Source organism: Paenibacillus sp. 2TAB26 (assembly GCF_052115145.1).
GTDB lineage: Bacteria > Bacillota > Bacilli > Paenibacillales > Paenibacillaceae > Pristimantibacillus.
Genome location: NZ_JBFRGC010000022.1, coordinates 55,335 through 80,779 on the forward strand (window position 1 = coordinate 55,335; position 25,445 = coordinate 80,779).

23 protein-coding genes and 1 tRNA gene are annotated in these 25,445 nt (G+C 44.0%); 15 read left to right on the forward strand and 9 right to left on the reverse strand.

The window, feature by feature from the left end; genetic code table 11:
* Window positions 1-1,062, forward strand: a complete 1,062-nt coding sequence (locus AB4Z50_RS23705; protein WP_339208604.1) for a Gfo/Idh/MocA family protein — start codon at window positions 1-3, stop codon at window positions 1,060-1,062.
* A gap of 90 nt (window positions 1,063-1,152) precedes the next feature.
* Here the strand turns inward: AB4Z50_RS23705 and AB4Z50_RS23710 are convergent, their stop codons facing one another.
* Complete coding sequence (locus AB4Z50_RS23710) at window positions 1,153-2,691, reverse strand: DUF4127 family protein (RefSeq protein ID WP_441882815.1); 1,539 nt, start codon at window positions 2,689-2,691, stop codon at window positions 1,153-1,155.
* 313 nt (window positions 2,692-3,004) lie between these two features.
* Between AB4Z50_RS23710 and AB4Z50_RS23715 the strand changes: the two genes are divergently transcribed.
* From AB4Z50_RS23715 to AB4Z50_RS23745, 7 genes are all read left to right on the forward strand, one after another.
* The gene (locus AB4Z50_RS23715; protein WP_441882817.1) at window positions 3,005-4,372 is read left to right on the forward strand and encodes an N-acyl-D-glucosamine 2-epimerase; all 1,368 of its coding nucleotides are present in this window, start codon (window positions 3,005-3,007) and stop codon (window positions 4,370-4,372) included.
* Window positions 4,373-4,417: 45 nt separating this feature from the next.
* Window positions 4,418-5,377 carry a Gfo/Idh/MocA family protein gene (locus tag AB4Z50_RS23720; RefSeq protein ID WP_441882819.1) on the forward strand — a complete coding sequence of 320 codons (960 nt, stop codon included), beginning with the start codon at window positions 4,418-4,420 and terminating at the stop codon, window positions 5,375-5,377.
* A 37-nt stretch (window positions 5,378-5,414) separates the two neighbouring features.
* Complete coding sequence (locus tag AB4Z50_RS23725) at window positions 5,415-6,257, forward strand: sugar phosphate isomerase/epimerase family protein (RefSeq protein ID WP_441882821.1); 843 nt, start codon at window positions 5,415-5,417, stop codon at window positions 6,255-6,257.
* Window positions 6,258-6,337: 80 nt separating this feature from the next.
* Window positions 6,338-7,150 carry an MBL fold metallo-hydrolase gene (locus AB4Z50_RS23730; RefSeq protein ID WP_441882823.1) on the forward strand — a complete coding sequence of 271 codons (813 nt, stop codon included), beginning with the start codon at window positions 6,338-6,340 and terminating at the stop codon, window positions 7,148-7,150.
* A 30-nt stretch (window positions 7,151-7,180) separates the two neighbouring features.
* Window positions 7,181-8,560: an ADP-ribosylglycohydrolase family protein gene (locus AB4Z50_RS23735; RefSeq protein ID WP_441882825.1), complete on the forward strand. Its 1,380-nt coding sequence runs from the start codon at window positions 7,181-7,183 to the stop codon at window positions 8,558-8,560.
* A gap of 136 nt (window positions 8,561-8,696) precedes the next feature.
* The gene (locus AB4Z50_RS23740; RefSeq protein WP_441882827.1) at window positions 8,697-8,900 is read left to right on the forward strand and encodes a hypothetical protein; all 204 of its coding nucleotides are present in this window, start codon (window positions 8,697-8,699) and stop codon (window positions 8,898-8,900) included.
* A gap of 122 nt (window positions 8,901-9,022) precedes the next feature.
* The gene (locus AB4Z50_RS23745) at window positions 9,023-9,907 is read left to right on the forward strand and encodes a GNAT family N-acetyltransferase (protein WP_441882829.1); all 885 of its coding nucleotides are present in this window, start codon (window positions 9,023-9,025) and stop codon (window positions 9,905-9,907) included.
* Window positions 9,908-9,946: 39 nt separating this feature from the next.
* Here AB4Z50_RS23745 and AB4Z50_RS23750 read toward each other — a convergent pair whose 3' ends face one another.
* Window positions 9,947-10,555, reverse strand: a complete 609-nt coding sequence (locus tag AB4Z50_RS23750) for a transglutaminase-like domain-containing protein (protein ID WP_441882831.1) — start codon at window positions 10,553-10,555, stop codon at window positions 9,947-9,949.
* Between the two features lie 262 nt (window positions 10,556-10,817).
* Between AB4Z50_RS23750 and AB4Z50_RS23755 the strand changes: the two genes are divergently transcribed.
* Window positions 10,818-11,312 (forward strand): DUF2199 domain-containing protein, encoded by a 495-nt coding sequence (locus tag AB4Z50_RS23755; protein WP_441882833.1) that lies wholly within the window; start codon window positions 10,818-10,820, stop codon window positions 11,310-11,312.
* A gap of 199 nt (window positions 11,313-11,511) precedes the next feature.
* Here AB4Z50_RS23755 and AB4Z50_RS23760 read toward each other — a convergent pair.
* Window positions 11,512-11,595, reverse strand: a tRNA-Leu gene (locus AB4Z50_RS23760).
* Between the two features lie 82 nt (window positions 11,596-11,677).
* Between AB4Z50_RS23760 and AB4Z50_RS23765 the strand changes: the two genes are divergently transcribed.
* The gene (locus tag AB4Z50_RS23765; protein WP_441882835.1) at window positions 11,678-12,268 is read left to right on the forward strand and encodes a xanthine phosphoribosyltransferase; all 591 of its coding nucleotides are present in this window, start codon (window positions 11,678-11,680) and stop codon (window positions 12,266-12,268) included.
* 206 nt (window positions 12,269-12,474) lie between these two features.
* Window positions 12,475-13,380: a divergent polysaccharide deacetylase family protein gene (locus AB4Z50_RS23770; RefSeq protein ID WP_441882837.1), complete on the forward strand. Its 906-nt coding sequence runs from the start codon at window positions 12,475-12,477 to the stop codon at window positions 13,378-13,380.
* On the opposite strand, the gene AB4Z50_RS23775 is transcribed toward AB4Z50_RS23770, so the two are convergent.
* Window positions 13,345-14,046 (reverse strand): N-acetylmuramoyl-L-alanine amidase family protein, encoded by a 702-nt coding sequence (locus AB4Z50_RS23775; protein WP_441882839.1) that lies wholly within the window; start codon window positions 14,044-14,046, stop codon window positions 13,345-13,347. The genes AB4Z50_RS23770 and AB4Z50_RS23775 overlap by 36 nt on opposite strands.
* A 118-nt stretch (window positions 14,047-14,164) precedes the next feature.
* Between AB4Z50_RS23775 and AB4Z50_RS23780 the strand changes: the two genes are divergently transcribed.
* Window positions 14,165-14,377 carry a YqzE family protein gene (locus AB4Z50_RS23780; RefSeq protein ID WP_441882841.1) on the forward strand — a complete coding sequence of 71 codons (213 nt, stop codon included), beginning with the start codon at window positions 14,165-14,167 and terminating at the stop codon, window positions 14,375-14,377.
* On the opposite strand, the gene AB4Z50_RS23785 is transcribed toward AB4Z50_RS23780, so the two are convergent.
* The 3 genes from AB4Z50_RS23785 to AB4Z50_RS23795 form a co-directional block, all read right to left on the reverse strand.
* Entirely contained in the window at window positions 14,368-15,261 is an 894-nt protein-coding gene (locus tag AB4Z50_RS23785; protein WP_441882843.1) for a hypothetical protein, read from the reverse strand. The genes AB4Z50_RS23780 and AB4Z50_RS23785 overlap by 10 nt on opposite strands.
* 124 nt (window positions 15,262-15,385) lie before the next feature.
* Entirely contained in the window at window positions 15,386-16,345 is a 960-nt protein-coding gene (locus AB4Z50_RS23790) for a YqhG family protein (protein WP_441882845.1), read from the reverse strand.
* The gene (locus AB4Z50_RS23795; protein WP_441882847.1) at window positions 16,342-18,168 is read right to left on the reverse strand and encodes a DEAD/DEAH box helicase; all 1,827 of its coding nucleotides are present in this window, start codon (window positions 18,166-18,168) and stop codon (window positions 16,342-16,344) included. Before AB4Z50_RS23795 ends, AB4Z50_RS23790 begins: the two co-directional genes overlap by 4 nt.
* Window positions 18,169-18,445: 277 nt before the next feature.
* Here AB4Z50_RS23795 and AB4Z50_RS23800 point away from each other — a divergent pair, with 277 nt between their 5' ends.
* Entirely contained in the window at window positions 18,446-20,995 is a 2,550-nt protein-coding gene (locus tag AB4Z50_RS23800; protein WP_441882849.1) for an adenosylcobalamin-dependent ribonucleoside-diphosphate reductase, read from the forward strand.
* Between the two features lie 474 nt (window positions 20,996-21,469).
* Here the strand turns inward: AB4Z50_RS23800 and uppS are convergent, their stop codons facing one another.
* Both uppS and AB4Z50_RS23810 read right to left on the reverse strand, forming a co-directional pair.
* Window positions 21,470-22,186: a polyprenyl diphosphate synthase gene (gene uppS, locus AB4Z50_RS23805; protein WP_441882851.1), complete on the reverse strand. Its 717-nt coding sequence runs from the start codon at window positions 22,184-22,186 to the stop codon at window positions 21,470-21,472.
* A gap of 34 nt (window positions 22,187-22,220) precedes the next feature.
* Entirely contained in the window at window positions 22,221-23,015 is a 795-nt protein-coding gene (locus AB4Z50_RS23810; protein ID WP_441882853.1) for a lipid II flippase Amj family protein, read from the reverse strand.
* Between the two features lie 274 nt (window positions 23,016-23,289).
* On the opposite strand from AB4Z50_RS23810, the gene AB4Z50_RS23815 reads away from it, so the two are divergent.
* Window positions 23,290-23,970 (forward strand): FadR/GntR family transcriptional regulator, encoded by a 681-nt coding sequence (locus tag AB4Z50_RS23815; RefSeq protein WP_441882855.1) that lies wholly within the window; start codon window positions 23,290-23,292, stop codon window positions 23,968-23,970.
* 110 nt (window positions 23,971-24,080) lie between these two features.
* On the forward strand, window positions 24,081-25,394 hold the full coding sequence (locus AB4Z50_RS23820) for an ABC transporter substrate-binding protein (RefSeq protein WP_441882857.1): 1,314 nt from the start codon (window positions 24,081-24,083) through the stop codon (window positions 25,392-25,394).
* The last annotated feature ends 51 nt before the right edge of the window (window positions 25,395-25,445 follow it).

The following is a 25,445-nucleotide window of genomic DNA, read 5'->3' on the forward strand; positions in this document are numbered from 1 at the left end:
ATGACAAAAGTGAATATTGGCGTGATCGGGGCAGGCTCTATTTCGGAGGTTCATCTGAATGCGTATGCAGGCAATCCAGAAGTTAACCTTTATGCCATATGTGATTTAAACGAAGAACGGGCCCAAAACAAAGCGAGTAGATTTGGCGCGCAGAAGGTGTTCACCGACTACCGCGAGCTGCTCGCTGATCCAGCAATCGATGCAGTAAGCATTTGCACATGGAACAACTCACATGCTGAAATTAGCATTGCTGCCGTAGAGGCAGGCAAGCATGTGCTCGTGGAGAAGCCGCTTTGCAAAACCGTTGCAGAAGCGGAGCGGGTAGAGCAAGCGGTGAAAAATAGCGGTAAGGTTTTGCAGGTTGGTTTCGTGAGGCGATATGGATCGAATACAGACGTTTTGCAGCGTTTCATCAGTGCAGGTGAGCTCGGCAGCATTTATTATGCAAAGGCGACTTGTTTGCGAAGGCTAGGGAACCCAGGCGGTTGGTTCTCTGACAAGGAGCGTTCGGGCGGCGGACCTTTAATCGATCTTGGCGTACACATCATTGATTTATGCTGGTACTTAATGGGCAAGCCGAAAGTAAAGTCGATCAGCGGCAATACCTATCGTCAGCTTGGGAATCGGGCAAATGTCCAAAATCTATCGTTTTACAAAGCATCCGACTATGATTCCAGCAAAAACACCGTTGAGGATCTGGCAAACGCGCTTATCCGTTTCGACAACGGGGCATCACTTTTGGTTGATGTAAGCTTTACGCTGCATGCCAAAAAAGATGAGATTACCGTTAAAATTTTTGGTGACAAGGGCGGCGCCGAAATCGAGCCGGAGCTGTTCATCGTTGCGGAGAAACATGATACGATTCTGAACATTACGCCGCAGGTTGACCAGCTAGGCTTTGATTTCGCCAGYGGATTCCAAAATGAAATCAACCATTTCATCGACAGTTGTCTCGGACGAAAAGAAACATTAAGTCCAGTACAAGATGGTCTTGAGGTGATGAAAATGCTGTGCGGCATATACGAATCAGCAGAGAAGGGTGAAGAAATTCAGTTCAGCTGAGCTTTAAAGGATTATTAAAAATGCTGTTCCATCGGGCAAGCCTTGGAACAGCATTTTCATATCTGATGTTGATGGCTTGCGAGCGCTGTGCTATAAGGATAAATCGACTTCAAACATGCGATTCCAAGGGAGATCGGCTTTTAATTCGTCGATCCTGCCCTCAGCGAGTTCAGCTAAATAATCATTGCAGAAGCGCTGCAGCTTTTGGGTGATGAGCTGAGATACATGCTCTTTAACTTGGCTCACATCGAAGTAGTTGGCCCCGAGCTCTGGCAAGTGATGAGCGACTTCCTGTCTTACGATCGTTTGATAACCCCAATCTTCAATCAAACGATAGAGCATGAAATGCTCGCTCATCTGTGTGCTTGATTCTTGGTTATTGCTTTGTTGGCGATAGTAGGAAGCTACGATGGCATGCGCTATCACTGTTCCGAGTGTATTGCCGGACGTATTCCAGCCAGCGTAAGCGGAGAGGCGGGAAATTAGGTTTTTCTTGGATAACAGCTTTAAGAGACTATTATCGGCGCCATTGCATGAAGCGACATCCGCCAGTGCGACCATGCCCCCTTTATTAGCTATCGCTTCAATCGCCGTAACGAATTCAGCTATATGTACCTCAGAGAAGTAGGAACGGTGACGATCCCGGTATAAATTTGGTGATTCAGCTGCATCATGCGAAGACACTGGAGGAGAATGTACCATGAGTACAAAATCGGCTGTCATCGAGGAATCACCCAAGAAGGCGCCTCCTGAAGTTAAGTGAGATTTTATGCTTTCATTCAGACTACGATCCTCGTATTTCGGAATGATTGTTGGCCCAAGTGTCGAGGAGTAACGAACAAAAACCTCAGGTTGGTATTTTTTGATCGTGCAAAACACCTTGGCGAATAAGATGCTTCCTATTTCGTCAGCACCAGGGTAGATTAGCACATTATCCATGAGATTGTACTCCTCTACCGAGATAAGAAGCTTGCGCTGCTCCATTGGACTGAAGCCGTATTTCGAATTATCGTCCAGAGGAATAACAAGATGATCAATGATGCCGGATTGTACGAGTGTAATAATATGCTCATTTACTTGTGAGTTCGTTTCTCTGCGCTTTAGAAAGTCATTTAGAATGGCGCTTGGTATAGAGCTATGAAGCTGAAGCCATTCGTTTTGTTCATCATCGTTCAGCAGCTCGGAAGTCTGCTTGTCTTTTAACCAGCCATAGCGATAAATCGAGTGTCCATAATGCGCATAATAATCAGGTTCCTCGTCACTGCTGTTGTAAGCTGGGGCTCTCATAATTAAATTGAACGCATAAATGCGAAGTGCGGGATTGCGCTGCTTCAGCTGATCAAGCAGTTGGAGACGCTCCATGCATGCTTGAAGCGATAATTGATGCAGACGGGAAGGAACAATGCCGCCGTAAACGAGCATATCAATGGAAAGTATCAAATAGTCTGCATCAACAGCTTGCTGCATGAGCCAGTCATGTACTCCTTCATAGCGGGCAGGCTGTTTCTTTCTTCCGAGCAAGTCTAGTGGCGGAGCGACGAGCGAGAGATCGCTGATTGCAGCTATCATTTGTGGAAATTTTGCATTGCAAGGACGTTCGTCTAGCGGAAGGTAAACGACTTTACTCATACAATGACCTCCATTTTTGGATAAATGATGAATTACACCTATTATACATCAAGCTGAGTAAATGGAATATTTTTTTATAAAAAAAATTTAAAAAGGATTTTTTCTCTAAAATGGTCATAAAAATTGGATTATGAGATCTCACATCAGCTGTTGGATGATCATTTATGAGGCGTGGTCTCGTTCTACTAGAAAAGTCGAAATTGAAACGATTGGAGGATTTATTCTAAAAATTTAAAATAAATAAAAAAATATTCCGTTATCAATTAATAGGTGGTACACTACAAGTGAAATTGGAAAAAGGAGGTATAAATGGTTGTCTACGTTGTTTAAGGACTCATTTCGCAACCAAGCCGTTTCTGGTCCTAGCATCCAGATTGATCCCTCATTTCCCTATTATCAGCAAAGGTCGCCAGAGAGTATTGTTGAAGAAATTATGCTTGCAGGGTATCAAAGCGTCCATTATTTTGTTGTAAATGAACATGTCATTCAGAAGGACTTGCTGCTCGCTTTCCGTCAAAATGGAATTCCGGTGTGGGCGATGGTGATAGGAAACGGTACCTTCTCTACCGACAGGTTTCCAGAAGAATGGCCCTCTTGGCAGATGAAGCTGCTTAAGGAGCCGAATGACGGCTTCTGGCGATTGTCACCATTTAGTGAAGGCTACGTGCAGTGGGAAAAATCAGCGATGGCTAAGCTTGTGACGGAGTATCCTTTTGACGGGATAGAAATTGCCGAACCGTATTTTCCAGAGTGGGGCGGGATTGAGAGAGGGGTTTACGGAGATGTTGGGCCGCTTGCTAAGTCGGCGTTCCGAGCACGTTACGGCGTAGATATGCCTGATTTTACAAATGCAGCTGCTCCTAACTATTACCTTCGGGATGTTCAAACCTACAACAAGTGGATCGAGTTCCGTGTAGAAGCAGTCAATGGCTTTATAAATGAAATGATAAATGGAGAAGGAGGCGTTCGTGAGGTTAGGCCAGATATCGTTGTCGCCACTTGGTCGCTTGCGATTAATGCAGGACAGGATAGCGTTGAACGACTCCGTGAAGACCAAGGCCTAGATGCTCCATCGATGATTGAAAAGGTTAAGCCGGATATCCATTTCTTGCAAACGCATTGGCCCGATTGGCTGCGCGGTGATCTGCCAGCTGATTACGTTAAAGGCTACCAGCCCTTTGTCGATCAGATCAAGGAGCGATTTCCCGAGCTGCCATTAGCCGTTCAGGCGGATATCGGTTCTGCACAACCAATGATTAAAAGCGGGGAATGGCTGGAGACATTCAGTCAAACGGCTTTTGCGCTCGGCTATGCATCTTGGACAGCTTATGAGTATCATACAGGCGGTTATATGTATGATCATAAGCCGTTTCCCATGCTAACTGAACGGAGAAGCAGAAACGAAATTGTGATTTCATTCAACAAACGGATTGACGAACACTCGGCTATGAATGATTACTGCTACAAGCTTTGGAATAACGGCGCTTCTATTTCTCTGATATGGGATAGTATAGCGGTTGATGGAAATAGAGTTATTCTTCGTTGGGAACAGCTGCCGGCAGCTTCATTTGTGCTAGAACTAAGTGATATTCGTGATACGCCGGAGAGATGGTTGTTTAAGGATAGACCCGCAAATGTGATTCCAAATGGTACGAGATTGTCCATTCTAGGAGTTTATTGAGCAAGAACGCAGCAATCATTACTCATGGGGAGTGAAGATGATTAAATGCAAAATATTCATATTGGTTTTATAGGTACTGGCGGTATCGCACAGCTTCATGCTGGTCAGATGCAAGCGCTGGAAGGCGTGGAAATCGTTGCAGTGGCAGACCCAAATGAACAGTCTGCTCTGCAGTTTCTATCAACATTCCATTTGACCAATACCCGACGATACGCAGGCCATAAAGAAATGCTCGAAGAAGGCGGCTTGGATGCCGTTATTATATGCTCACCGCATACTTTGCATTTTGCCCAAGCACTTGATGTATTGAACGCAGGCTGTCATGTATTGATTGAGAAGCCGATGACCTGCACCTCCCAAGAAGCTGAGCAATTAATAAATGCTGCAGAGGCAAATTCGAGGCTGCTTCAGGTTTCCTACCAAAGGCATTTCCAACCGGAGTTCATCTTTATTCGCCAAGCGATAGCAGATGGCGTAATTGGCAAACTAAGCTCGATTAACGCAACGCTCTATCAGGATTGGAAACGCAGCCAAACAGGCACATGGCGACAAAATGCTGCGCTTTCTGGTGGCGGTATGCTAATGGATTCAGGCAGCCATATTATTGACGTTCTGTTATGGACGACAGGCCTTACGCCGCTTGAGGTGAAGTCGACGCTTAGCAGCCATGGTGCACCGGTGGAAATCGATTCTTTTACGAGCATCACCTTTGAAGAGGGTGCCATTGCTGCGTTGAACATTATTGGTTATGTACCGGGCTATAAGGAGTTTTATTCCTTCTGCGGCGATTTAGGCGTGATCTATCTCGAGAATGGCAGAATTGAAATTTCAACCTATAAGGATGGCGTTCTGCCAGTTCAGCTGCCAGCTCAAAGCACGAATCAGGACAAAAGCTTCATTGACGCGATCAGAGGAGAACATGAAATATTGGTATCGGGAGAATATGCTAGGAAGGTTATCCAATTGACTGAAGCGATATATCGTTCAGCAGACTATCAAGTTTGATTTGGCACTTCTAATTTCCATGAGGAGCGTGATTGGTTTGAACGTTAGCTTGAGTATGTGGAGCGTGCATAAATATTGGTACGAGGGAAAATGGGATACCGTTGATTTCCTAGCATTTGCCTCCGAGACAGGGGTTAAGGGAGTGGAGCTGCTCAGTTGTTTTTGGAAGGAAAAGGAGAAGGATATCCCACTAATCGATGAAGCGCTTCGTAAATATGGTTTGCAGGTTGCGTGCTTCAGCGCGTGCAACAACTTTGTGGTAGCAGATGATTCACAAAGGCAAGCACAATTAAAGGAAGTAACGGATGCTGTCGACGCGGCTGTTCATTTTGGAGCAAAGGTCGTTCGTGTATTCTCAGGGGATTTGCCCAATGACTCCATTTCGTTTGAGCAGGGAATGCAATTCGTAATTGATGGACTTCGTGCAGCGGCTGATTATGCCGAACAGAAGGGTGTAACACTTTGCCTAGAAAATCACGGGTTATTTGCAGGACGCAGCGACCAGGTTATGGCTATTATCCAACAGATTAATTCCCATGCACTGCGAAGCACGTTCGATACCGGAAATTTTCTGCTCGTTGGCCAAAGCTCTAGCGATGCGATTGATGAGCTGAATGGGTATGTTGGTCATGTGCATGTTAAAGACTTTCTACCAGTGCCGGAAGGTACGGCTGGCGGCGTCACTCGGGCTTTAACGGGGGAACTGTTTTTAGGGAAAATTGCTGGAGAAGGTGCTGTCGATTTGAAATATATTTTCGGCGAGCTGAAGAAATCCGGTTTTGACGGGTGGCTTACCGTAGAGTTCGAAGGCGAAGAAGAGCCTAAGTTTGGCTCTATTGAAGCAGTTAATCATGTAACACGAATAGTGGCCGGCCTTTAAGAAAGCATTAAATGATAAAGGATAGTTAATTGATTCTGTCTACGACCAAAACTTAAGAACGATTTGGAAGGAGATATATTGTGAAGGTGCATTTTCTTGGCACTGCTGCTGCGGAAGGTTTTCCTGCGATGTTTTGTCGTTGTGTGCACTGCTTGAAGGCAAGAGAGCTTGGCGGTAAAAATGTGAGAACACGGAGCTCCGTCCTTATTGATGGCGTGTTGAAGGTTGATTTTCCGCCAGATACGCTTCATCATGTTTTGACGGGCGGCATCGATCTCGGTCTTGTGAAGGATTTGTTCATCACGCACACGCATCTGGATCATCTTCGTGCAGAGGATTTGGAGCTGCGGATGCCTGTTTATGCTCATGGATTGGATGCGCCGTTACACGTTTACGGCCACGATGCTGTCATTCGCAAATGCCGGGATGCTGTTGGAAGACCAGATGCGGAGCGGTTGGTGCTGCGAAAAATAGATCTGTTCGAAACCGTCGATACCGGAAATGCCAAGGTGACGGCGCTACCGGCTAATCATGATCCGGATGAAACCTGTTTGCTCTTTCTAATCGAAAAGGATGGGAAGCGCATCTTTTATGGACACGATACCGGGCTTCTTCCTGAAGAAACATGGCGATGGCTGGAACAGACGAAATTGGACCTCGCCATATTGGATTGTACGAACGGCCATCTGCCGTTTACAGGCGGACATCTCAACATCGCAGCTGTTCTTGATATTAGGAATCGGTTACGCAGCAATGGGATATTCAGCCGGGAAAGCAAGGTTGTGGTCACACATTTCTCTCACAATATAGGACTGCTGCATGATGATCTTACGCAGTTTTTTGATCAAGAGGATATCATAGTAGCTTTTGACGGTATGATTTTGCAGCTATAATACGGTTCCTGAAAGGAGTGAATGCCGTTCATGAAAGCCTCCGAGCAGTATTACTTGCAATACAGCCATCATGTTGAAATTGAAAGGCAGCAGGCAATGGATGAGGGGAAACAGATCAGCGCAGAATTGGCTGCTACGTATGAGAAGCTGGCTTCCATGCCGTGGAATGACCCGCAACGTGAACAAATGGCTGCGGCTTATATCGACGAAATGGGAGAGCTGCCTTTAAGAGCTGACTTCCCGTTTGTTGAGCCTTCTAACCTGACGGAAATAGTAGCGGAACGACCAGTTGCCGAATTCCCGGTGAATCAACCTGCTCTATATGAAGATTTAGCGGATAAAATGTATGGTGCATGGCTCGGTCGATCCGCAGGCTGCTTATTGGGGCAGCCGATCGAAGGGTGGAGAAAGGAACGTATTACAGGCTTGTTAAAGGAAACAAACAATCTTCCAGTTCATTATTATATTTCATCTGAAATTGATCCTGAAATTGCGGAGAAGTACGGCGTCATTAACGAAGGCGGGTCGTATGGAAACGAGCTCGTAAGCTGGATTAATAATGTGAAGCATATGGTCGAGGACGATGATATGAATTATACAATCATCAGCCTTGCTGTATTAGAAAAATTCGGCTATGACTTCTCTCCTGACGATGTAGCAGAAACATGGCTTAACCTGTTGCCTTTGCTGCGCACCTGTACTGCAGAACGCATTGCTTACCGGAATCTCGTTAATCGCTTAGATCCACCACTCTCAGCTACATATCGAAATGTCTATAGAGAGTGGATTGGCGCTCAAATTCGTGTTGATTTGTATGGCTATATTAATCCTGGGAATCCAGTGAAAGCTGCTGAAATGGCTTGGAGAGACGCTTCGATCTCGCATGTGAAAAATGGCATCTACGGCGCGATGTGGACTGCAGCTATGCTGGCCATGGCTGCTGTGACGGACAACAGGCAGGATGTGATCAGAGCCGGTCTCGGTCAAATTCCTGCAAATTGCCGGCTTGCAGACGATATTCGGACGGTGTTACGCTGGTATGAGGAGCAGGTGACCTTCGATTCAGTAGTTGAGCGTATTCACCATAAATATGATGAAAGCAATGCACATCATTGGTGCCATACGATCTCAAATGCGATGATTGTGGCCGCTTCTCTGCTTTATGGTGAAGGTGATCTGGAAGCAACAATAGGTTTAGCAATCATTTCGGGCTTTGACACGGATTGCAATGCGGCTACCGCAGGTTCTATCGTAGGTATGCAAAAAGGTGCGAGCCAACTACCCGAGAAATGGGTGAAGCCGCTAAACGATAAAATTCGTTCCGGCGTAGATGGCTTCGGCGTCGTGTCTCTTTCTCATCTGGCAGAACGAACGGTGAAATTGATTGCAAATAATCCTTATTTGAAATGATGGGGTTGCTACAATTTGAAAGCGATACAAATACAATAAACCCAATACCGCCAAGGTGTTGGGTTTGTTGTATACTGGGAGAAAAGGTTAATCATTTCATCTTATAATAAGAGCTATATTTGGAGGAGATCATTCGATGCGTTATGATGTTAAACTAAATGCGATAGAACAGAAATGGGATATTGTAGCTGGCCGAAAAGAAATCATAAAAGGAATGAAGGATAAAATTTTTGCTGAGAAAATTGCTGAAGAATTAAATAAAGCCTATGATCAAGGCAGTGCTGATAGAGAGAATGTAGACAAGAAAATCAATGACAGCATAAATAGATTATTTTTTTAAGAGTTAATAGAGTTTTGTTGAAGTATTGAAGAGGTAATTGGACATTAAATTAAAAATGAGGAATTCGAAAGAGTTTTTGACAAGTGTATGGTTTGAACTAAAACAGAATCGAGGTGTGAGTATTGAACCAAATTATTATACAAAAATATGATCCTCAAAGAGATAAAGCTCAAATCGAACGCATGCTGCTTAACTACAATCATCTATTGAATATGTTTTATAATGATGAAAAAGGTAACAAAGATAATATCTTGGTTGCTCTTAATAACACTACAACCATTGGGTTTCTTTCATTTAATGGTTTCGGCAGAAAACCTCAGGCCATATTATATGTGAACAAAGAGCATGAAGCAGCGGATATCGGCTCAATGCTAATTCAAGAATATGAAAAAATGCTTATTCCTAATGAAAAAATAGAGCATACCCTATTTACGTGTTCTCATCGTGACACTGATTTAATAAGTCTTTTGGACAATAATGGATACAGATTATATTTATCCTCTTACATTATGGAGCGTAAGGGTGAATCATTCCCTTCAGATAACATCATAGTTAGAAATTATGAAGAGAATGATTATTTTGAATGGGATAGAATTTGCGAATTAGCTTTCTATCATATGCGACAGCGTATAGGATTGTATCCTTCGTTTTTTTATAAGCCTGTGGAATGGGAACGCGAGCAGTTTGCCCAAAATAAAAATAATATGTTTGTAATGATAGTAGATAATACTATAGTAGCAATAGGAAAAATTGAAGGGAATAAAATATGTACCGTTGCTATTTCCATAGAACATCAATCACGCGGTTATGGAAGAGTTTTTGTGAAATACCTTGTTAATGAAATCATTAGCAGGGGTGAAGAAAAGGTAATCCTTGACGTTGCAAAAGGTAATTTTGCGAAAACGTTATATGAAAGCCTTGGGTTTGAAGAAACGGCGTTTTATCACCACTATATTAAATATTTTAGACCGGATACAAGACTAAGTGCTCCACCCGACCCTTATTAAACAATACTTTTGGATGCCGAAAAGTGCCTCAAAATGAATCTAAAGCACGGAAGGCAATCCATTCAAATACATATGAATAGCGTTTGTACTTTGTTTAAGTACTTGAATCGTTTTAGAGTTAGGCTGTTTATATATTTCTAAATAGTCTATCTCGTTATATTGTTGCCGTATAGGAAAAGCTAATTTTTCTTCAGTTAAAGAAAACTCTGCAGCAATGCCGGCTTTATTTCCACGAGCATCAAAGCGAACCCATCTTCCAATGCTGTTTATATAGGCGGCATTAAGAGCATGAATGCAGTATCCTGTGTCGGGTGTATCCCCAATTGTAAGTCGTTGATAACAAAATCCTGTTGGAATCCCTTTGCTTCGTAACAGTGCAGATAATAAATTTGATTTGGCGTAGCAAATACCTTCTTTATAAAATAGGACTTCTGAAGCGCTGCATGTTATCCGATTGCTTTGAATGTCCCAAGAGTGCGCTATTTGATCTCGAACAAATTCGTAAGCATTTTTTATAAAATCGACTTCGTTAGAAGATCTAGAAAATAATCCATCTGATAAATTGTTGATTGTCGGGTGACTGAAATCGATGTCTTCTGTTTCCTCCAAATAATCTTCTATATTATCCGACTCACACGTTATGTTCATAGCATAATGCCTCCAGTTATTAGTTTATTCTTAGGAATTATTATGCATTTAAATGAATTAATATACAACAACTAATTTCGTTCAACCGTTGTTGACCTAGTAGTTTTTATGACTGAATAATGAAATGCAATATGGTACAATAGAACGGATTATTATTGAGAAAATGCAATTATATACGGTAGAATATAGAAGTAAAGTGCTTTAAGAATTAACATAATTTAGTGGTTATAAAAATATTAGAAAACAGGCAGGAGTAGAAACGATGAAATGCCCTCATTGCAACAATGAATTAATTGAAGTCCCTTTATGTTACGGAATTGAAGCACCAGACTATTTTTACAAGGTGCCAGAAGAGCAAAGAACAGAGTTAATTAGAGATTTTTGCGTAATTGATGAACAATTTTTTTATATTAGGGGACACATTGAAATACCAATTATTGATAGTAATGAAAAATTTATATGGAGTGTTTGGGTTTCACTTAGTGGCGAAAATTTTTTGAAATCCAATGAATTATTGAATGTACAAGGAAGAGAAAACGAACAACCATATTTTGGCTGGTTGTCGACGGAACTTTCAATATATCCAATATCTACACTGTCGTTGAAAACAATGGTACATACACAAGAAGTTGGCGCCGTTCCGTTAATAGAACTAGAACAGACTGATCATCCACTTGCAGTTGAACAAAGAGAAGGAATTACAATGGAGAGAGTAATAGAGATTGCTCATTTAACAAATCACCACATGAATGATTGAATAGCCAATGAAAACTGACTTTTATGAACATCTATTTTCAATTGCAATGAGTGAATCGCAAATTTACGCAACAAAAAAACCACTTCGTTATCATGAATTAAGTGTCATGATATCAAAGTGGTTTAAATTTACAAAACGGGGTCTCGTATTGACCTCTAGATTAAACATCGTCTAAAATAGTCTATAAACCCAATAAGGATGCGGTCGAGAGGACTCGAACCTCCACGGCTGTTACACCACTAGAACCTGAATCTAGCGCGTCTGCCAATTCCGCCACGACCGCAAAACATGTTTTAACAAAAAATATCGTATCATGAGTAAGCTGGAATAGTCAACAATATTTTATAAAAATGGGGGAAAATGCTGTGGAGCAATTAGAGCAAAAAATCATGCAAGAAGGAATCGTCCTTAATGACAATGTATTGAAGGTGGATTCATTCTTAAACCATCAAGTAGATCCGCAGCTTATGCTTGCCATAGGTAAAACGTTCACTTCCCTATTCGAAGCGCAAGGAATTACGAAGGTACTTACACTGGAGTCTTCAGGCATCGCACCTGCGGTTATGGCCGCTCTGCAAATGAACGTGCCGTTAATATTTGCGCGTAAACGCAAGTCGCTGACACTTAAGGATGATCTCTATACCGAGAAAATCTATTCCTTTACGAAGCAAGAGGAAAGTGAAGTTACTGTTTCACGCAAGTTTTTGGCAGCTGAAGATCGTGTCCTCATTATAGATGACTTCCTAGCAAACGGCGATGCAGCACTTGGTTTGGCTCGAATCGTTGAGCAAGCGGGTGCATCGGTAGCCGGAATTGGCATCGTGATCGAGAAGGCGTTCCAGCCAGGACGTGAAAAGCTGATCGAGCATGGTTATCTTGTACATTCATTGGCAAGAGTGGCATCATTAGCAGGCGGAAAAGTAACATTTGCACCACATCCAGTCGCTCACGCTTAAACAACAAGTTGTATATAACTAAATTGTTCACAGAAATTTAAGTTCGAATAAATTATAAATAGGAATCAATGACAAGAGAGGCCTAAATCAGGTCTCTTTTTTTATATTTATAAGTTAGGTTTATGCTTCTGATATTATGCTGCATTCGCATATTTTCCAGCATTTTCACAAACAATAACAGCAAACGGTGAAAGGTGCGTGCAGCAATGAGCAGACAGCATAAATTAATTGAGGAAAGAGAAATACAGAAATTTCGTAAATTGAGATGGTCATCGGTTGCTAAGGCAGCTGCGGCAGTCATGCTGCTGAGTGCACTTTCAGCTGCTATGAGTCCGCTCAGCTATAATCATGTTTCTGCTCAAAGTTCAGCTAAAGGGATAAGTGCGGCTGCGCAGGTGGATGAACGGAAGCCAGTGGCAATCGTAATTGACGATTTTGGCAATAACATGAGCGGAACTGAGGAAATGATGAAGCTTCCAGTCAAAATTACAGCGGCGATTATGCCTTTTATGCCAACGACTAAGAAGGATGCAGAGGAAGCGTATAGGCTTGGCCATGATGTCATTGTTCATATGCCGATGGAACCGAACAAAGGGCTAAAAAGCTGGTTAGGCCCTGGAGCGCTCACAACTGATTTAAGCGATGCAGAGGTGCGTAAACGGGTAGAGGATGCCATTGACGATGTGCCTCATGCCATTGGGATGAATAATCATATGGGCTCAAAGGTGACAGCAGATGAGCGAATGATGCGAATTGTGCTAAGCGTGTGCAAGGAGCGGGGGCTCTTTTTTCTAGATAGCCGGACCACCTTCAAAACGGTTGTTCCCAAATTAGCCAAAGAGCTGGGCGTGCCGACTGTCTCCAATGATGTTTTTCTTGATGACGTTTATACCGTTCAGCATATATCCAAACAAATCGGCGTGCTTCGCAAGCATTTGGAGTCACATGACAGCTGCATCACGATCGGACATGTTGGAGCACCTGGGAAATATACATCCTCGGTTCTCCATCAGTCCATACCTGCGATGCAGCCTACCGTGAGATTCGTGAAGCTGACTGCGCTTATTGGCGGAGAATCAATGAACGATCCACTTGTATTGCCTAATCCCTGAAGCAATCGCTTCAGCAACTTCTTGCTGACGCTGCGGATCTGTCAGCATCGTACGATCATGCTCGCTGCTAATAAAGCCCATTTCTACGATAACAGCAGGGTCCTGCACCCTTCTAAGTAAATAAAACGGTTTTCCTTCCCTTGGGAGGAAAGCCGTATTTTGTTGTCGATTAAGCGCATCTTGTATGCAAAATGCAAGCAACGAGCTTTCACCGCTGCTCTGATGCAGCACTAGAGGGCCTTTCTGCATACTTTTCTTAGACCAATTGACATGCAAACTAATGAGCAGTTCACTTTCAATTTCATCGGTTAATTGCCGGCGCTGCGATAAATCTTTACGATGTCTCGAACGTGTATTATGCCAACGATTATCGTCACTGAGTGCATAGTCGCCGGTTCGATTGAGTATAGCCGGTATGTTTTGGCTTCGCAAAATAAAATACAGCTTACGCGCAACAGCTAAATTAATGTCCTTTTCTAAAATATCAGCTGATGAGGCTCCCCCGTCAATTCCGCCATGTCCAGCATCGATGATGACGACAGTTGACGGAAGCGCCCAGTCCTGATTGTAGCCTACCGGCAAAAGAGGCCATGCAAAAGCGCTGGATGAGCTGCTGGAAGCAGCCAGCCATACTACAACAAAGGTTAGTGCCATTTTACGAAACATGCTGATTGTTCCTCCAGATTTCTTTGACATACGGTTAGCGTGGCTGTTTGGAGGGAAACTCATGCATGTTTAGATTGGATGGTTAAGGGGCAAACTTAAATTATTAATTCATACGGTATTGAAAGGACTGATTAGCATGGCAAAAGGCGATGAATACGTAAAATTTATGACCGAAAAATTTATAAATTATATGGAGACACCAAGAGAAGAACGGAAACAAACCAACGTATTAGCCAAATCTCGGAGAGAGCCTTGGCTGACGCGTTGGTTCGGATGGGGACCAGTGAGTGTAATGTTATGGTGGCGCGGACGCGCTGAGCGTCATCGGTAAAAGTGACCAAGCTCGATTAAAAGCTGAAGGGGAATATAGCGGCGATCAGAACCATCCTCGCTTGCTTCAAGCGCGACATAGATTTGACCGTTATCCCATTTGTTATATCCGACGACAGACCAGACATATAACATCTGGCCATCAAACAGCTCAGCGGTAAAGCGGAGCTGTTCTTTGTTGTTTATTTTGGCAAAGAGAGGTGTGTAGGAATTGGAGCTCAATGTGATGGGTTTATTCGTTAGCCAGGGAAGCTTATCGAATGGATTAAATGACGGCAGTGAGACTTGTTTAATAAGGACTGCTTTCTGAGTGTTAAGTAATGGAGCCGCTTTATCAAGCTTAGTTGCGGCAGCATTTGTCCAATCTTCCTTCTTGGCAGGGAGCGATTCACCGCTGACAGCATCTGCATAATACGTTTCTTTCTCTGTCGTTATTTTCCATGCGGCAAGGAGAGGATGAACATATATTCGATCAATTTGGGTTGCAGGCTTTAGAAGCTCGAGCTGCTTAATCGCTCGTGTAAGTGTGCTTTCATCGAATAATGGATGACTGTTTGTTCCGTATTCGCCTAGTTGATATCCACCTGACCCCACCGCATTAATGACAAGATAACCGACAGTATTTTTATTTTGCATGACAAGCACAAGCCAGCTATGCGTTCCAGGGCCAATAGGAGAAACAATAAGCGTCGACTTCTTCCACGCGGCAAAAGAAGGATGTACAGCTAGTTCTTCAACCCAGCGCTGCGCATGCTGCTGAACAGGCTCATAAATGGTTGTAGGATTAGAAACGGCCGCAGCAGCTTGTGGCTGCAATCCGCCTGCATACAATACAATAGCGGTCAAAACACATGCCGCTGTAAGCTTGATGAATTTTTTTGGCATAATTAATCACCTCCATATCATTGTATAGGACAAGCTTTAAGAAGGCTGTTGCAACCTGTCGCGTAAGGGCGGCCTTGTGACCGCCTTTTTTTGACGTATTGCTGCGGATAACGTCAGATCCATGTCAATCGATACCCTCGAGATGAAAGATGCCGCAGTTAATGGCGGACGCAGTCACCCTAGGCTCATATTGCCATCTGATTTCGGATTGACGCTGAGCGAATTGCTCCTCAATCGCTGGTTTGTTTTCTTCGATTGCATTATTAACAAGCGGCTCGTAGTATCCGTTAATTCGATCAAGCTCTTCCTTCAACCTTGCTGATGCACTCTCAGCCCAGCTGTAATCATAGCTGCGAAGCTTGCGCTCCAGCGTTTGCTCTATGATGCTAAGCGCTTTATTGAAGGAGAGGCCATTTTTGGTGATGTGAATATTTGCAGGCAGGCGAGGCGTAAGCTTGTGCGTAAGCAAGCGATCGTAGAAATGCTCCACACATTGGCCAGTCGCGAGCGAGACACCGTAGCTATGAATTTCTTCGCGCTTGCGATCACAAGCGAACTCTACCCGCATATTGACAGACAGCCATGCGGTGTAAGGGGTCGAGGTAAAGGGATTGTTCGAGCGTTTGTCTGGCTCCTGAAACAAATGGACGAAGCTGCCCTTAGCTTTTGCAGCATCAAATATTTGCTCGAGCTTGCGTGCGCCAAAAAACAAGTCTTCACGCGGAATGCGAACGGGTGCCGCTAAGCTGCCGTGAATGAAGCCTAGCGAACGCCCAAGAGCGGCATTCGCTGCTGTATCTTGCGCGTTCAGCGCAGCATCCTGTTCGGTATTCACGACTTCAATTTTTTTGAGCTCCTCGGCAGCGTCATATTTATTCTTGTCCGTTACAAACAAGAATGTCATCGTCTCTGGTTCTGCGTCGACACGATCGACGAAGCTCCAGTAGTAGGGACGATTCGTAAGTTCACGGTCGGCGTGAGGAGAGAGCTTCACGGTGAAATGGCTTGGTGACTTTTCTAAAATTGAGCATTCGGTAGCTTCTAAATAGCGGTTTACAAATTTGTGCACCTGTTTTTCGTTCAAGGCTGCACCTCCACGGTTTGTCCAAGCGTATCCAAATTCACTAGCAGGTCGGGACTTGTCGGCAGCGGGTTTTCGCCTGTCAGCACCTCTTCACGAATGCGGCTGAGGGAGGAGCCCAAATGATTAATTTTTTGTTTTAAATCCGTATCGTTGCCCGATTCTAGCAGCATTCGAGCAAGTCGCTGCTCCAGCGAGCCATCCCCTTTTTCAAAGCGCTCCAAAATATGATCAAGCTCGCCAATAACAAGCTCGAACAGGTTTATTTTTTCATGCAATAGGTTGACGATATGCTCTTCAATGGTACCGATTGTGCACAGATTGTAGATTTTTACGTCTTCCGTTTGCCCAAGGCGATGCACCCGTCCAATGCGTTGTTCGACTCTCATTGGATTCCAAGGCAGATCGAAATTAATCATGTGGTGGCAAAATTGCAGGTTTATCCCTTCGCCGCCAGCTTCCGTTGCGATGAGGATTTGCGCGCGCCCGCGGAATAAATCCATCATCCAATCCTTTTTCCCGCGGTTCATACCGCCGCGATAAGGGACGGCAATCATATTTTGAGCACGGAAAAACTGCAGCAAATATTCCTGAGTAGCTCTGTATTCAGTGAAAATGATAACCTTGTCATCCATTTCTTTGACAAGCTCCATCGCTTTTTCTGCTTTGGTATTGGCTTTGATATTACGAATTTTCTCTACGAGCTCCCATATTTTTGGACGCATAGGGGAGTCCTCGGACGTTTTCTTAAATAGATTAACAAGCGTTAGAAAAACCGCATCGCGGCTGCTGCATACTTCACGCTGAAGCGTAACGAGTGAAAGCATGCTCGATAAATCGCCGCCGCTTTCTTCATACCGTTCCTTGACGAAGCCCGTCACCGCGTCGTACAGCGCTTTCTCTTCTTCTGAGAGAGTAAGCGGTATATTTTTGACAAAACGTTTCGTGAAATGAATGCCGCCGTCCCCGCGCCGATTCCGAATCATGACGCCAGAGAGTGCTTCCTGCAGCTGATCTTCATTTTTCGGAAGCCGCTTGTCGACAACAAAGTTTGCTGCAAATTCACTTTGACCGCCGAGCTGACCAGGCTTGAGCAGCGTAATGAGATTGAACAGCTCATCCATATCGTTTTGGATAGGGGTAGCCGTAAGGAGCAAGCAATATTTTTTTCGTAAAAGATTAGCAAACTGATAGTTCGTCGTTTTCTTGTTTTTCAGCTTATGTGCTTCATCGATGATGATGATGTCATAATCTGTTCCAAGCACAATCTCGCGATGCGGATCACGCTTTGCGGTATCGATAGAAGCGACAACTACATCATATCCCCATGTATGCTCTTTCTTCTGGGCTACGGCAGAGATGCCGAATTTCTGATTAAGCTCACGCACCCATTGAAGCACAAGGGAAGCGGGGACAAGAATGAGAATACGCTTAGCTAAACCGCGCACAATATATTCTTTGAGCACGAGTCCTGCTTCAATCGTTTTGCCAAGGCCAACCTCATCGGCCAAAATCGCACGGCCGCCCATCTCATGCACCACTTTGCGCGCTGTGCTGATTTGATGTGCCATAGGCTCGAAGGCTGGAAGAGATCGCAAGCATAACAATTCTTCGAAGCTTTCAATTCGTTTCGCTTGCTCGGCCTCCATAGCGAGCTGATATAACGTCCAATCATCCCATGGGCCGCCTTTTGTTAAACGGTTTTGCAGTTCTTCAAACCAAGAGCGGTCATGCTGCAGCTCAACTAAAGGATGAAGCTTGCGAGAAGTAAAGGCGGCAGTGCCTGCTTCACCTGAGGCAGCCTGCGGCGTCGTCTGAAATGTCATCTAGTACAGCTCCTTCCGCAGTAAAAGGGATAAGTTGTTATTAGTATTGCCTTTTCATCTAATATTAATAAGATGCTGCTTAAAAAAGAGGATGGACTAGCAATATAACGAGAGTGGGCATGTAAGCGGACAGGTTTGCTAAATTTCGCCACAAACGAGCATGTGAATCAATATGTAGTATAGTATAATGGTTTTATGACACAATATATTGTGCTAAAAGCATATCTGATCTTACCTATGCCTTCAGCACGTTAGTATGAGGGAGGAAGCAGCTGCGATGGAGATGTCTGGTGGAAATCGGCTTGAGGGCCTTAGTGAAAAAATCTTTTTGGATCGATATGCGTGGAAAAATGCAGATACGAGTAAAACGGCGATCGGCGATATCGTGCTTGTTCTAACGAAGGATGATCCGAAATTCCCTGTCAAGGAAGTCGGAGAAGTTATCGGCCGTGATGGCAGCAAGGTTACCGTAAAGCTTAGAAACGGCGAGCATGTGGAGTCTACAACAGAGAAACTTACGCTTACGATTGAGAAAACGCCTGAGGAAATGTGGGATCGTCTTGCAGATGCGATGGCATCCGTTGAAGATGGATCAGAGAAACAAAAGGAATGGCGAGACAAATTCAGATATTTATTAGATGATTGGAAGCTGGTTCCGGGCGGGAGAATTGCAGCGGGGGCTGGTGCTAGTGAAGAGCTGACGCTATTTAATTGTTATGTCATTCCCTCACCAAAGGATAGCCGCGGAGGCATCATGACAACACTCACGGAGATGACTGAAATTATGGCGCGCGGCGGCGGCGTTGGGATGAATTTATCTTCGCTGCGACCTCGAAGAGCGATAGTTGCAGGCGTGAACGGTTCATCGAGCGGTGCTGTATCATGGGGCGGGCTGTTCAGCTATGCAACGGGACTCATTGAGCAGGGCGGCAGCCGCCGCGGCGCCTTGATGCTTATGATCAATGATTGGCACCCGGACGTATTAGAGTTTATAACGGTCAAACAAACGATGGGTCAAGTGACCAATGCCAATCTGTCGGTATGTATCAGCAACGCGTTTATGCGGGCTGTAAAGGAAGATTTGGAATGGGAGCTCGTATTTCCAGATACCAAAGATATAGAGTATAACGAGCTATGGACCGGCGATCTGGATGCATGGCGCAAGCTAGGCAAAAAGGTTATCCCCTACAAAACGGTGCGCGCTCGTGAAATATGGCAAGCGATTATTGAATCCGCATGGAAGTCAGCCGAGCCAGGCGTTGTCTTTATGGAGTATTATAATCAAATGTCGAACAGCTGGTATTTCAATCCCATTATAAGTACGAACCCTTGCGGTGAACAAGGCTTGCCGGGCTGGGGCGTCTGTAACTTGTCAGCTATAAACCTATCGAAGTTTTATGATGAAGAGAAGCATGACGTTGCTTGGGATGAACTTGCTAAAGTTACACGCTGGTCTGTAAGATTCCTTGATAATGTCATCGACAAAACACCCTATCATTTTGAAGAAAATGAGCGCAATCAGAAGCTTGAGCGGCGTATCGGGCTCGGAACGATGGGACTAGCTGAGCTTATGATTAAGCTGCGCATCCGATATGGCAGCGCAGAGTCATTGGTTTTCCTAGATAAGCTGTATGGATTTATGGCTAGGGAGTCTTATTTGGCGTCTTCGGAAATCGCTGCCGAGAAAGGTTCGTTCCAAGCGTTTGAAGCTGATAAATATGTTCAGAGCGGATTTATGAAGCAATTGATAGCCGAATTTCCGGAGATTGGCGACAATGTGGCCCTGAACGGCATGCGTAATGTGACGGTCATTACACAAGCACCAACAGGAAGCACGGGAACAATGGTCGGAACGTCTACGGGAATCGAGCCTTATTTTGCATTCGAATACTATCGTCAGAGTCGTCTTGGTTTTGATAAACAAGATGTTCCGATTGCAGCGTCTTGGAAGGCGTCTCATCCGGGGGAGGAGCTTCCTGATTATTTTGTAACCTCGATGAGTTTGTCGGCAGAGGATCATATTCGGGTACAGGCGGCTATACAGCGCTGGGTAGACAGCTCTATTTCCAAAACAGCGAATTGCCCGGCAGATTTCACAGTGGAAGAAACAGGAAGATTGTATGAGCTTGCTTTTGAGCTCGGCTGCAAGGGTGTGACGATTTACCGAGATGGCAGTCGTGATGTTCAAGTTCTCTCAACGTCTTCAAAAGAAGAGAAAACAGAAGCATCATTTGATGCGGATTTGGTGGAAGCCGTTGTCCCTGCAGCCGTGCAACCTGAGCAGGAGCTGGATAAGCAGTATAAACGCAGACCGCAGGTGCTGCGGGGTGCGACCTATAAGGTGAACACACCATTTGGCATGGCTTATATTACGATAAATGATCTGAATGGCACACCAGCAGAAATTTTCTTGAACGTAGGCAAGGCAGGTTCGGATGTGTTTGCGATGGCTGAAGCATTAGGGCGTGTATGTTCGTTATTTCTGCGTTATGGCGATCATGGAAACAAGGTGAAGCTGCTCGTCAAGCATTTGAAAGGGATTGGCGGATCGGGGGCGATCGGATTCGGAGTCAACCGAGTGGAGTCCATTGCGGATGCCGTTGCAAAATCGCTTGAGATTCATATGGAGAATGGGACGGAGCAGGAGACGGCAGCGAAAATAGTGCAAAGAGAAGAAGCAGCAGCGTCTGCGGATTATACGGCGATCTCCAAAGCTGCTGTAGACACTACTTCCGTAGATTTGTGCCCCTCTTGCGGCTCGGCAGCGCTTATTAATATAGAAGGCTGCAAGCAGTGTACGCAGTGCGGTTTTAGCAAGTGTAATTGATAGGGTATAGAAATGAATTAGGCAAGCAAAAAAAGAGAACCTCATGGTTCTCTTTTTTATTTTGTGTAGTCTTTCCAATAATGCAAAAGAGTTAGGCTGGCTCTGGAAAGATATGATGACGCTCCAGCAGTGTCCACAATTGTTCGACGATATGGCTTAAAAGTCATATCGTCCCCGTATTGGCGATGAACGCAATTAGCATAACAAGCGATAATCAATTCAAAAAAATGGCGAAGAACAAAAAGCTGCTCATGCAAATGATTAATCGATGGGTCCCCTTATGAAATCGCAGCGTTAATGAATAAGTTTACCATTTTAAAACAAAAATCTAATGTTTTGACTCCACAGTTGGATGAGATTGCTCAGCAATTCAATGCCAAGTTTGTAGAAATAGCGAAACAAAACTAGCTTGATTTTCAAACAAAAAAGACCATTCTCTTCATATATGTGAAGGGTTTGGTCTTTGCAGGTTCATTATTCCCGTTCTTTTCTTTTCGAATAATTTTGTATCGCATCGTTCAATAGGGCATAGTTGAAATCCGGCCAGCTTTTATCCGTAAACCATAATTCAGCATACGCTGCCTGCCATAGTAGGAAGTTGCTCAGCCTCTTTTCACCGCTTGTCCGAATGATTAAATCAACCGGCGGATAATCGGAGGTAGCGATCGTTTTCTCAAATTGTTCATCGAAAGTGAGCGGGTCTGCTCCGCTTGCGATGAGCTTTTTTGCAGCTTGCAGGATTTCAGTTCTCCCCCCGTAATTAAGAGCCATATTTAGAAGCATGCCAGTGTTGTTCTTCGTTATTTCACAGGTTCGTTGAATGACATCCACCGTATGAGCGGGAAACGAGCTAATGTCGCCGATATAAGTTACTTTTACATTTTTTTTGTTTAGTTCTTCGATCGTTTGATTCTGAAAATATTTGATAGGCAGCTCCAATAAATAATCAACCTCGGCTTTGGGCCTTCTCCAGTTCTCCGTTGAAAATGCATATAAGGTCAAGCAGCTAAGCTTTAGCGAAATCGATCTTTTTATGATTTTCTGCATCGTTTTCATCCCGTAAAAGTGTCCAACGTTTCGTGGCAGCCCTTTGCGAGTTGCCCATCTCCCGTTGCCGTCCATAATGATCGCGATATGTTTTGGAAAATATTTGTAACGATCCTGCTTGAAAAATAAATGTGACCACAGCATGACTTTCCTCCTCAAGCAAGTTAACATTCTATTTTTATCTAGATACGACCCACAATATCAAGGTTGCTGCCGGTACGAGCAATAATTGTGCCAGTACGGTGCCCATCACACGGGACAACATAAGCAGACCGAATACTTTAGTTAACGCAGCGCTTTTTTTCTCTCCCTTTAGCACTTTATCCGTCAATAAGCCGATTTCAGGATCAATAAGAAGTGCCAGCAGTATCGTTGCTACCCCATTAATTAGCCCTGATGATTGAGATGCGGAAATCGCATGCTCGGTCGTCATAGAAGAAGCGAGTAAAGCAGCAAGCACGCCAATGGTATAGACCGCGGTTACGATAATGTTGAGTAAAAACAATCGTTTCGGTATACCGCCAATTCTTAATCGCGCCAGCATTCCCAGCTTTGGCAGACGGATGTGTGAACGCGAGTTTTTAAGTTTCTCTATAGATACTGTCGTTTTCAGCAAGCCTGGGATAGAGCCTGCTACCTCCAAATGGGCAATGACTCGTCTAGCCAGCATGACCGCGGTTGGAAATGCTAGCATCGCTGCAATTGTTCCTAGAGATGCGCTTAAGATTATGATTCGAAATTGCTCAATCAGTGAATACTCCATGGAAGTTTTAGCAGAATCGATGAGCTTTCCCATAAGGGGTGCTTGCACCATGTTGGCTGTTCGCGATACGAGCAGGATAATGCCAGTTAGTGATATAGCGACTGCTATTTTTCCCATACGTACGCCAGCTAATCGAAGAGAATATGTAATCGTTTCTGCAAAATGAATAATAAACGTAAAGCTGCTAACTAGAATAATCTGCTCAAGCATGGCAGCACCTCTTTCCCTTATGGAGGTAAGATTCTACTATCATTAAATAGGAAATACCGAAATTAAAAAATAGAAAGTAAATAAGCAAGTTTTTCTTATTTTATGTTCGAAGGAGCATTCTCATCTCTCATCTAGCAAAATATTAGTTGTGAAAATGGTAAACGCAGACTCTATCGGCTTGTAAGCAATGCTTGCAAAAAGAGAGCGCTTTATTGACAAAATACATATAATCGAATAAGATTCACCTATCTGAAAGGTAAAAAGGATGATAGAAATGATTCAGAAAGTTAAGAAGCAAAATGTCCATGAGTTGGTCTCAGAAGAGATTCAAAAATACATCGAGGTTAAAGGCTTGCAGGAGGGAGACAAGCTTCCATCAGCTGAAGAACTGACAAAATTATTAGGTGTAGGACGTTCCTCTTTGCGCGAAGCACTGAGGTATCTTGAAGCTATCGATATTGTTAAAGTGGTGAATGGAAAAGGTATATTTGTTAATGATTCTGAGTCCTATCGCTATAGCGGAAAGGTGAAAATTGAGAATGAGAAGAAGTTTCTTCTTCATATTCTTGACGTGCGCAGAGCTTTGGAAGGAAAGGCTGTAGAGCTTGCTGCTATACGGATTAGCAACGAAAAAATCGAGAAGATGAGACAATGTTTAGAAGAGTATGATGTGTGCAAAAACAGAGGTCTGGATACATCGGCAATTGACTATAAGTTTCACCAGCATATTTATGATGCTGCCGCTAATCCGCTGCTTCACAGCGTCTATGAATCTATCTCTGAATTAATCAAACGTTTTTTTGCTGGCCCGTTCGGCGTTAAGGAATTATTTGATAATACTTATCCGTTCCATCGTACGTTATTTGACGGTATTGCCAAACATGATGTACAGCATGCATTAGCTGAATTTAACAAAATGATGGATATTATCGAGGAAACGATACGTCATTATTAATTAAAATTTGTTATTGACAAGATGAAAGTGCTTACATTATATTTAACCTATCATACAGGTAGATAGTATGACACTATGTCTCTAGGGGGATTCATATGTTTGGTAAACCAATGAAAACATGGATGTTATCCGCTTTGACGGCTGTAATGGTTTTTACTCTCACTACAGCTTGCAGTTCTTCAAATGATGGGAAAAAGCCTGACAGCGGAAGTAAAGAGAAAGTAATTACGCTTCGCATGATTGAAAGCTTGACCAGCCCGAGTCGTACAGCATTGATTAAAGCAAGCATCGACAAATTCATGGCCCAGAACACGAACATCAAGGTTGAATTGATTTCTCCACCGTTTGATCAGGCTGATAACAAAATCAGAACGATGTTGGCCGCCAAACAACCGCTAGACGTTTTGGAAGTACGCGATCTTAACGTTGCGGAATTCGTAAATAACAACTACGTAGAGCCATTGAACGATTACACAGGCTCATGGAGCGACTTTGGCACTGTAACGGCTGTTGCTAAATCCGTTGCTTCCGTCAAGGATAAGCTCTACTTCATACCAAACGGATTGTATCAGCGCCAATTGTTTTATCGTGCAGATTGGTTGAAGGAAGCGGGAATCAATGCTCCGGTTACCTACGAAGAGTTAGTTAATGCATCTGTTAAGCTGACGGACGCTGCGAAAAACCGTTACGGCTTCTCATTCCGTGGCGGTCCTGGTGCCAACGGTGTTCCGGATACATTGATTCAAGCGTACGACGCAGACAAGATCAATGTTGATGATGCGATGTTCCTGAAAGATGGCGGAACAATCTACTCTTCTCCAGAAGCCAAAACGGCATTGGATCTATATGTGAAGCTGTACAAAGAAGGATCACCTCCGGATTCCATTAACTGGGGCTTCCAAGAGCAGGTACAGGCATTTACTTCTGGTGTAACTGCATTCCTTTTGCAAGATCCAGACGTTATTCAAGTATTGAGCGAGAACATGCAAGAAGGAACTTGGGCAACGGCTCCAATGCCTACTGGTCCTTCAGGCAAAGCGATGATTTCTGCAGGTGGAGCAGGCTGGGGTATCACTTCCCACTCAGAGAACAAGGAAGCTGCTTGGAAATTAATTACGTTCCTATCCTCTCCTGAGGAGAATACACAGCTATCCAAAAGTCATGGTACTGTACCGATCCACTCTTCGGCTACAGAGGATGAGTTTTTCCAAAAAGGACCTTACAAAACTTTGCTTGATATGACGAACAAACCAGATACGTTCATCAATTTCAAACCGCCATTCGAATATCCAGCTAATGGACAATGGGGTACCGTCGCTATGGAAAGTGGTCAGGCGATGCTGCTAGGTCAAACTTCAGTTGAGGATACGTTAACGAAGTGGAATGAATATTGGGCGAAAGCGAAAGCGGACATGAAAAAATAATCTGAAAAATAGTGATGGGTGGCTCAGCAGCCGCCCATCGCATTTTCTAAG

Coding starts and splice junctions, on each gene's coding strand:
- AB4Z50_RS23820 (WP_441882857.1), top strand. CDS start 24,081: ATGAAAACATGGATGTTATCCGCTTTGACGGCTGTAATGGTTTTTACT.
- AB4Z50_RS23710 (WP_441882815.1), bottom strand. CDS start 2,691: ATGAGTAAAGTCGTTTACCTTCCGCTAGACGAACGTCCTTGCAATGCA.
- AB4Z50_RS23810 (WP_441882853.1), bottom strand. CDS start 23,015: ATGCTTGAGCAGATTATTCTAGTTAGCAGCTTTACGTTTATTATTCAT.
- AB4Z50_RS23800 (WP_441882849.1), top strand. CDS start 18,446: ATGGAGATGTCTGGTGGAAATCGGCTTGAGGGCCTTAGTGAAAAAATC.
- AB4Z50_RS23740 (WP_441882827.1), top strand. CDS start 8,697: ATGCGTTATGATGTTAAACTAAATGCGATAGAACAGAAATGGGATATT.
- AB4Z50_RS23795 (WP_441882847.1), bottom strand. CDS start 18,168: ATGACATTTCAGACGACGCCGCAGGCTGCCTCAGGTGAAGCAGGCACT.
- AB4Z50_RS23755 (WP_441882833.1), top strand. CDS start 10,818: ATGAAATGCCCTCATTGCAACAATGAATTAATTGAAGTCCCTTTATGT.
- AB4Z50_RS23750 (WP_441882831.1), bottom strand. CDS start 10,555: ATGAACATAACGTGTGAGTCGGATAATATAGAAGATTATTTGGAGGAA.
- AB4Z50_RS23770 (WP_441882837.1), top strand. CDS start 12,475: ATGAGCAGACAGCATAAATTAATTGAGGAAAGAGAAATACAGAAATTT.
- AB4Z50_RS23720 (WP_441882819.1), top strand. CDS start 4,418: ATGCAAAATATTCATATTGGTTTTATAGGTACTGGCGGTATCGCACAG.
- AB4Z50_RS23815 (WP_441882855.1), top strand. CDS start 23,290: ATGATTCAGAAAGTTAAGAAGCAAAATGTCCATGAGTTGGTCTCAGAA.
- uppS (WP_441882851.1), bottom strand. CDS start 22,186: ATGCTGTGGTCACATTTATTTTTCAAGCAGGATCGTTACAAATATTTT.
- AB4Z50_RS23735 (WP_441882825.1), top strand. CDS start 7,181: ATGAAAGCCTCCGAGCAGTATTACTTGCAATACAGCCATCATGTTGAA.
- AB4Z50_RS23785 (WP_441882843.1), bottom strand. CDS start 15,261: ATGCCAAAAAAATTCATCAAGCTTACAGCGGCATGTGTTTTGACCGCT.
- AB4Z50_RS23775 (WP_441882839.1), bottom strand. CDS start 14,046: ATGTTTCGTAAAATGGCACTAACCTTTGTTGTAGTATGGCTGGCTGCT.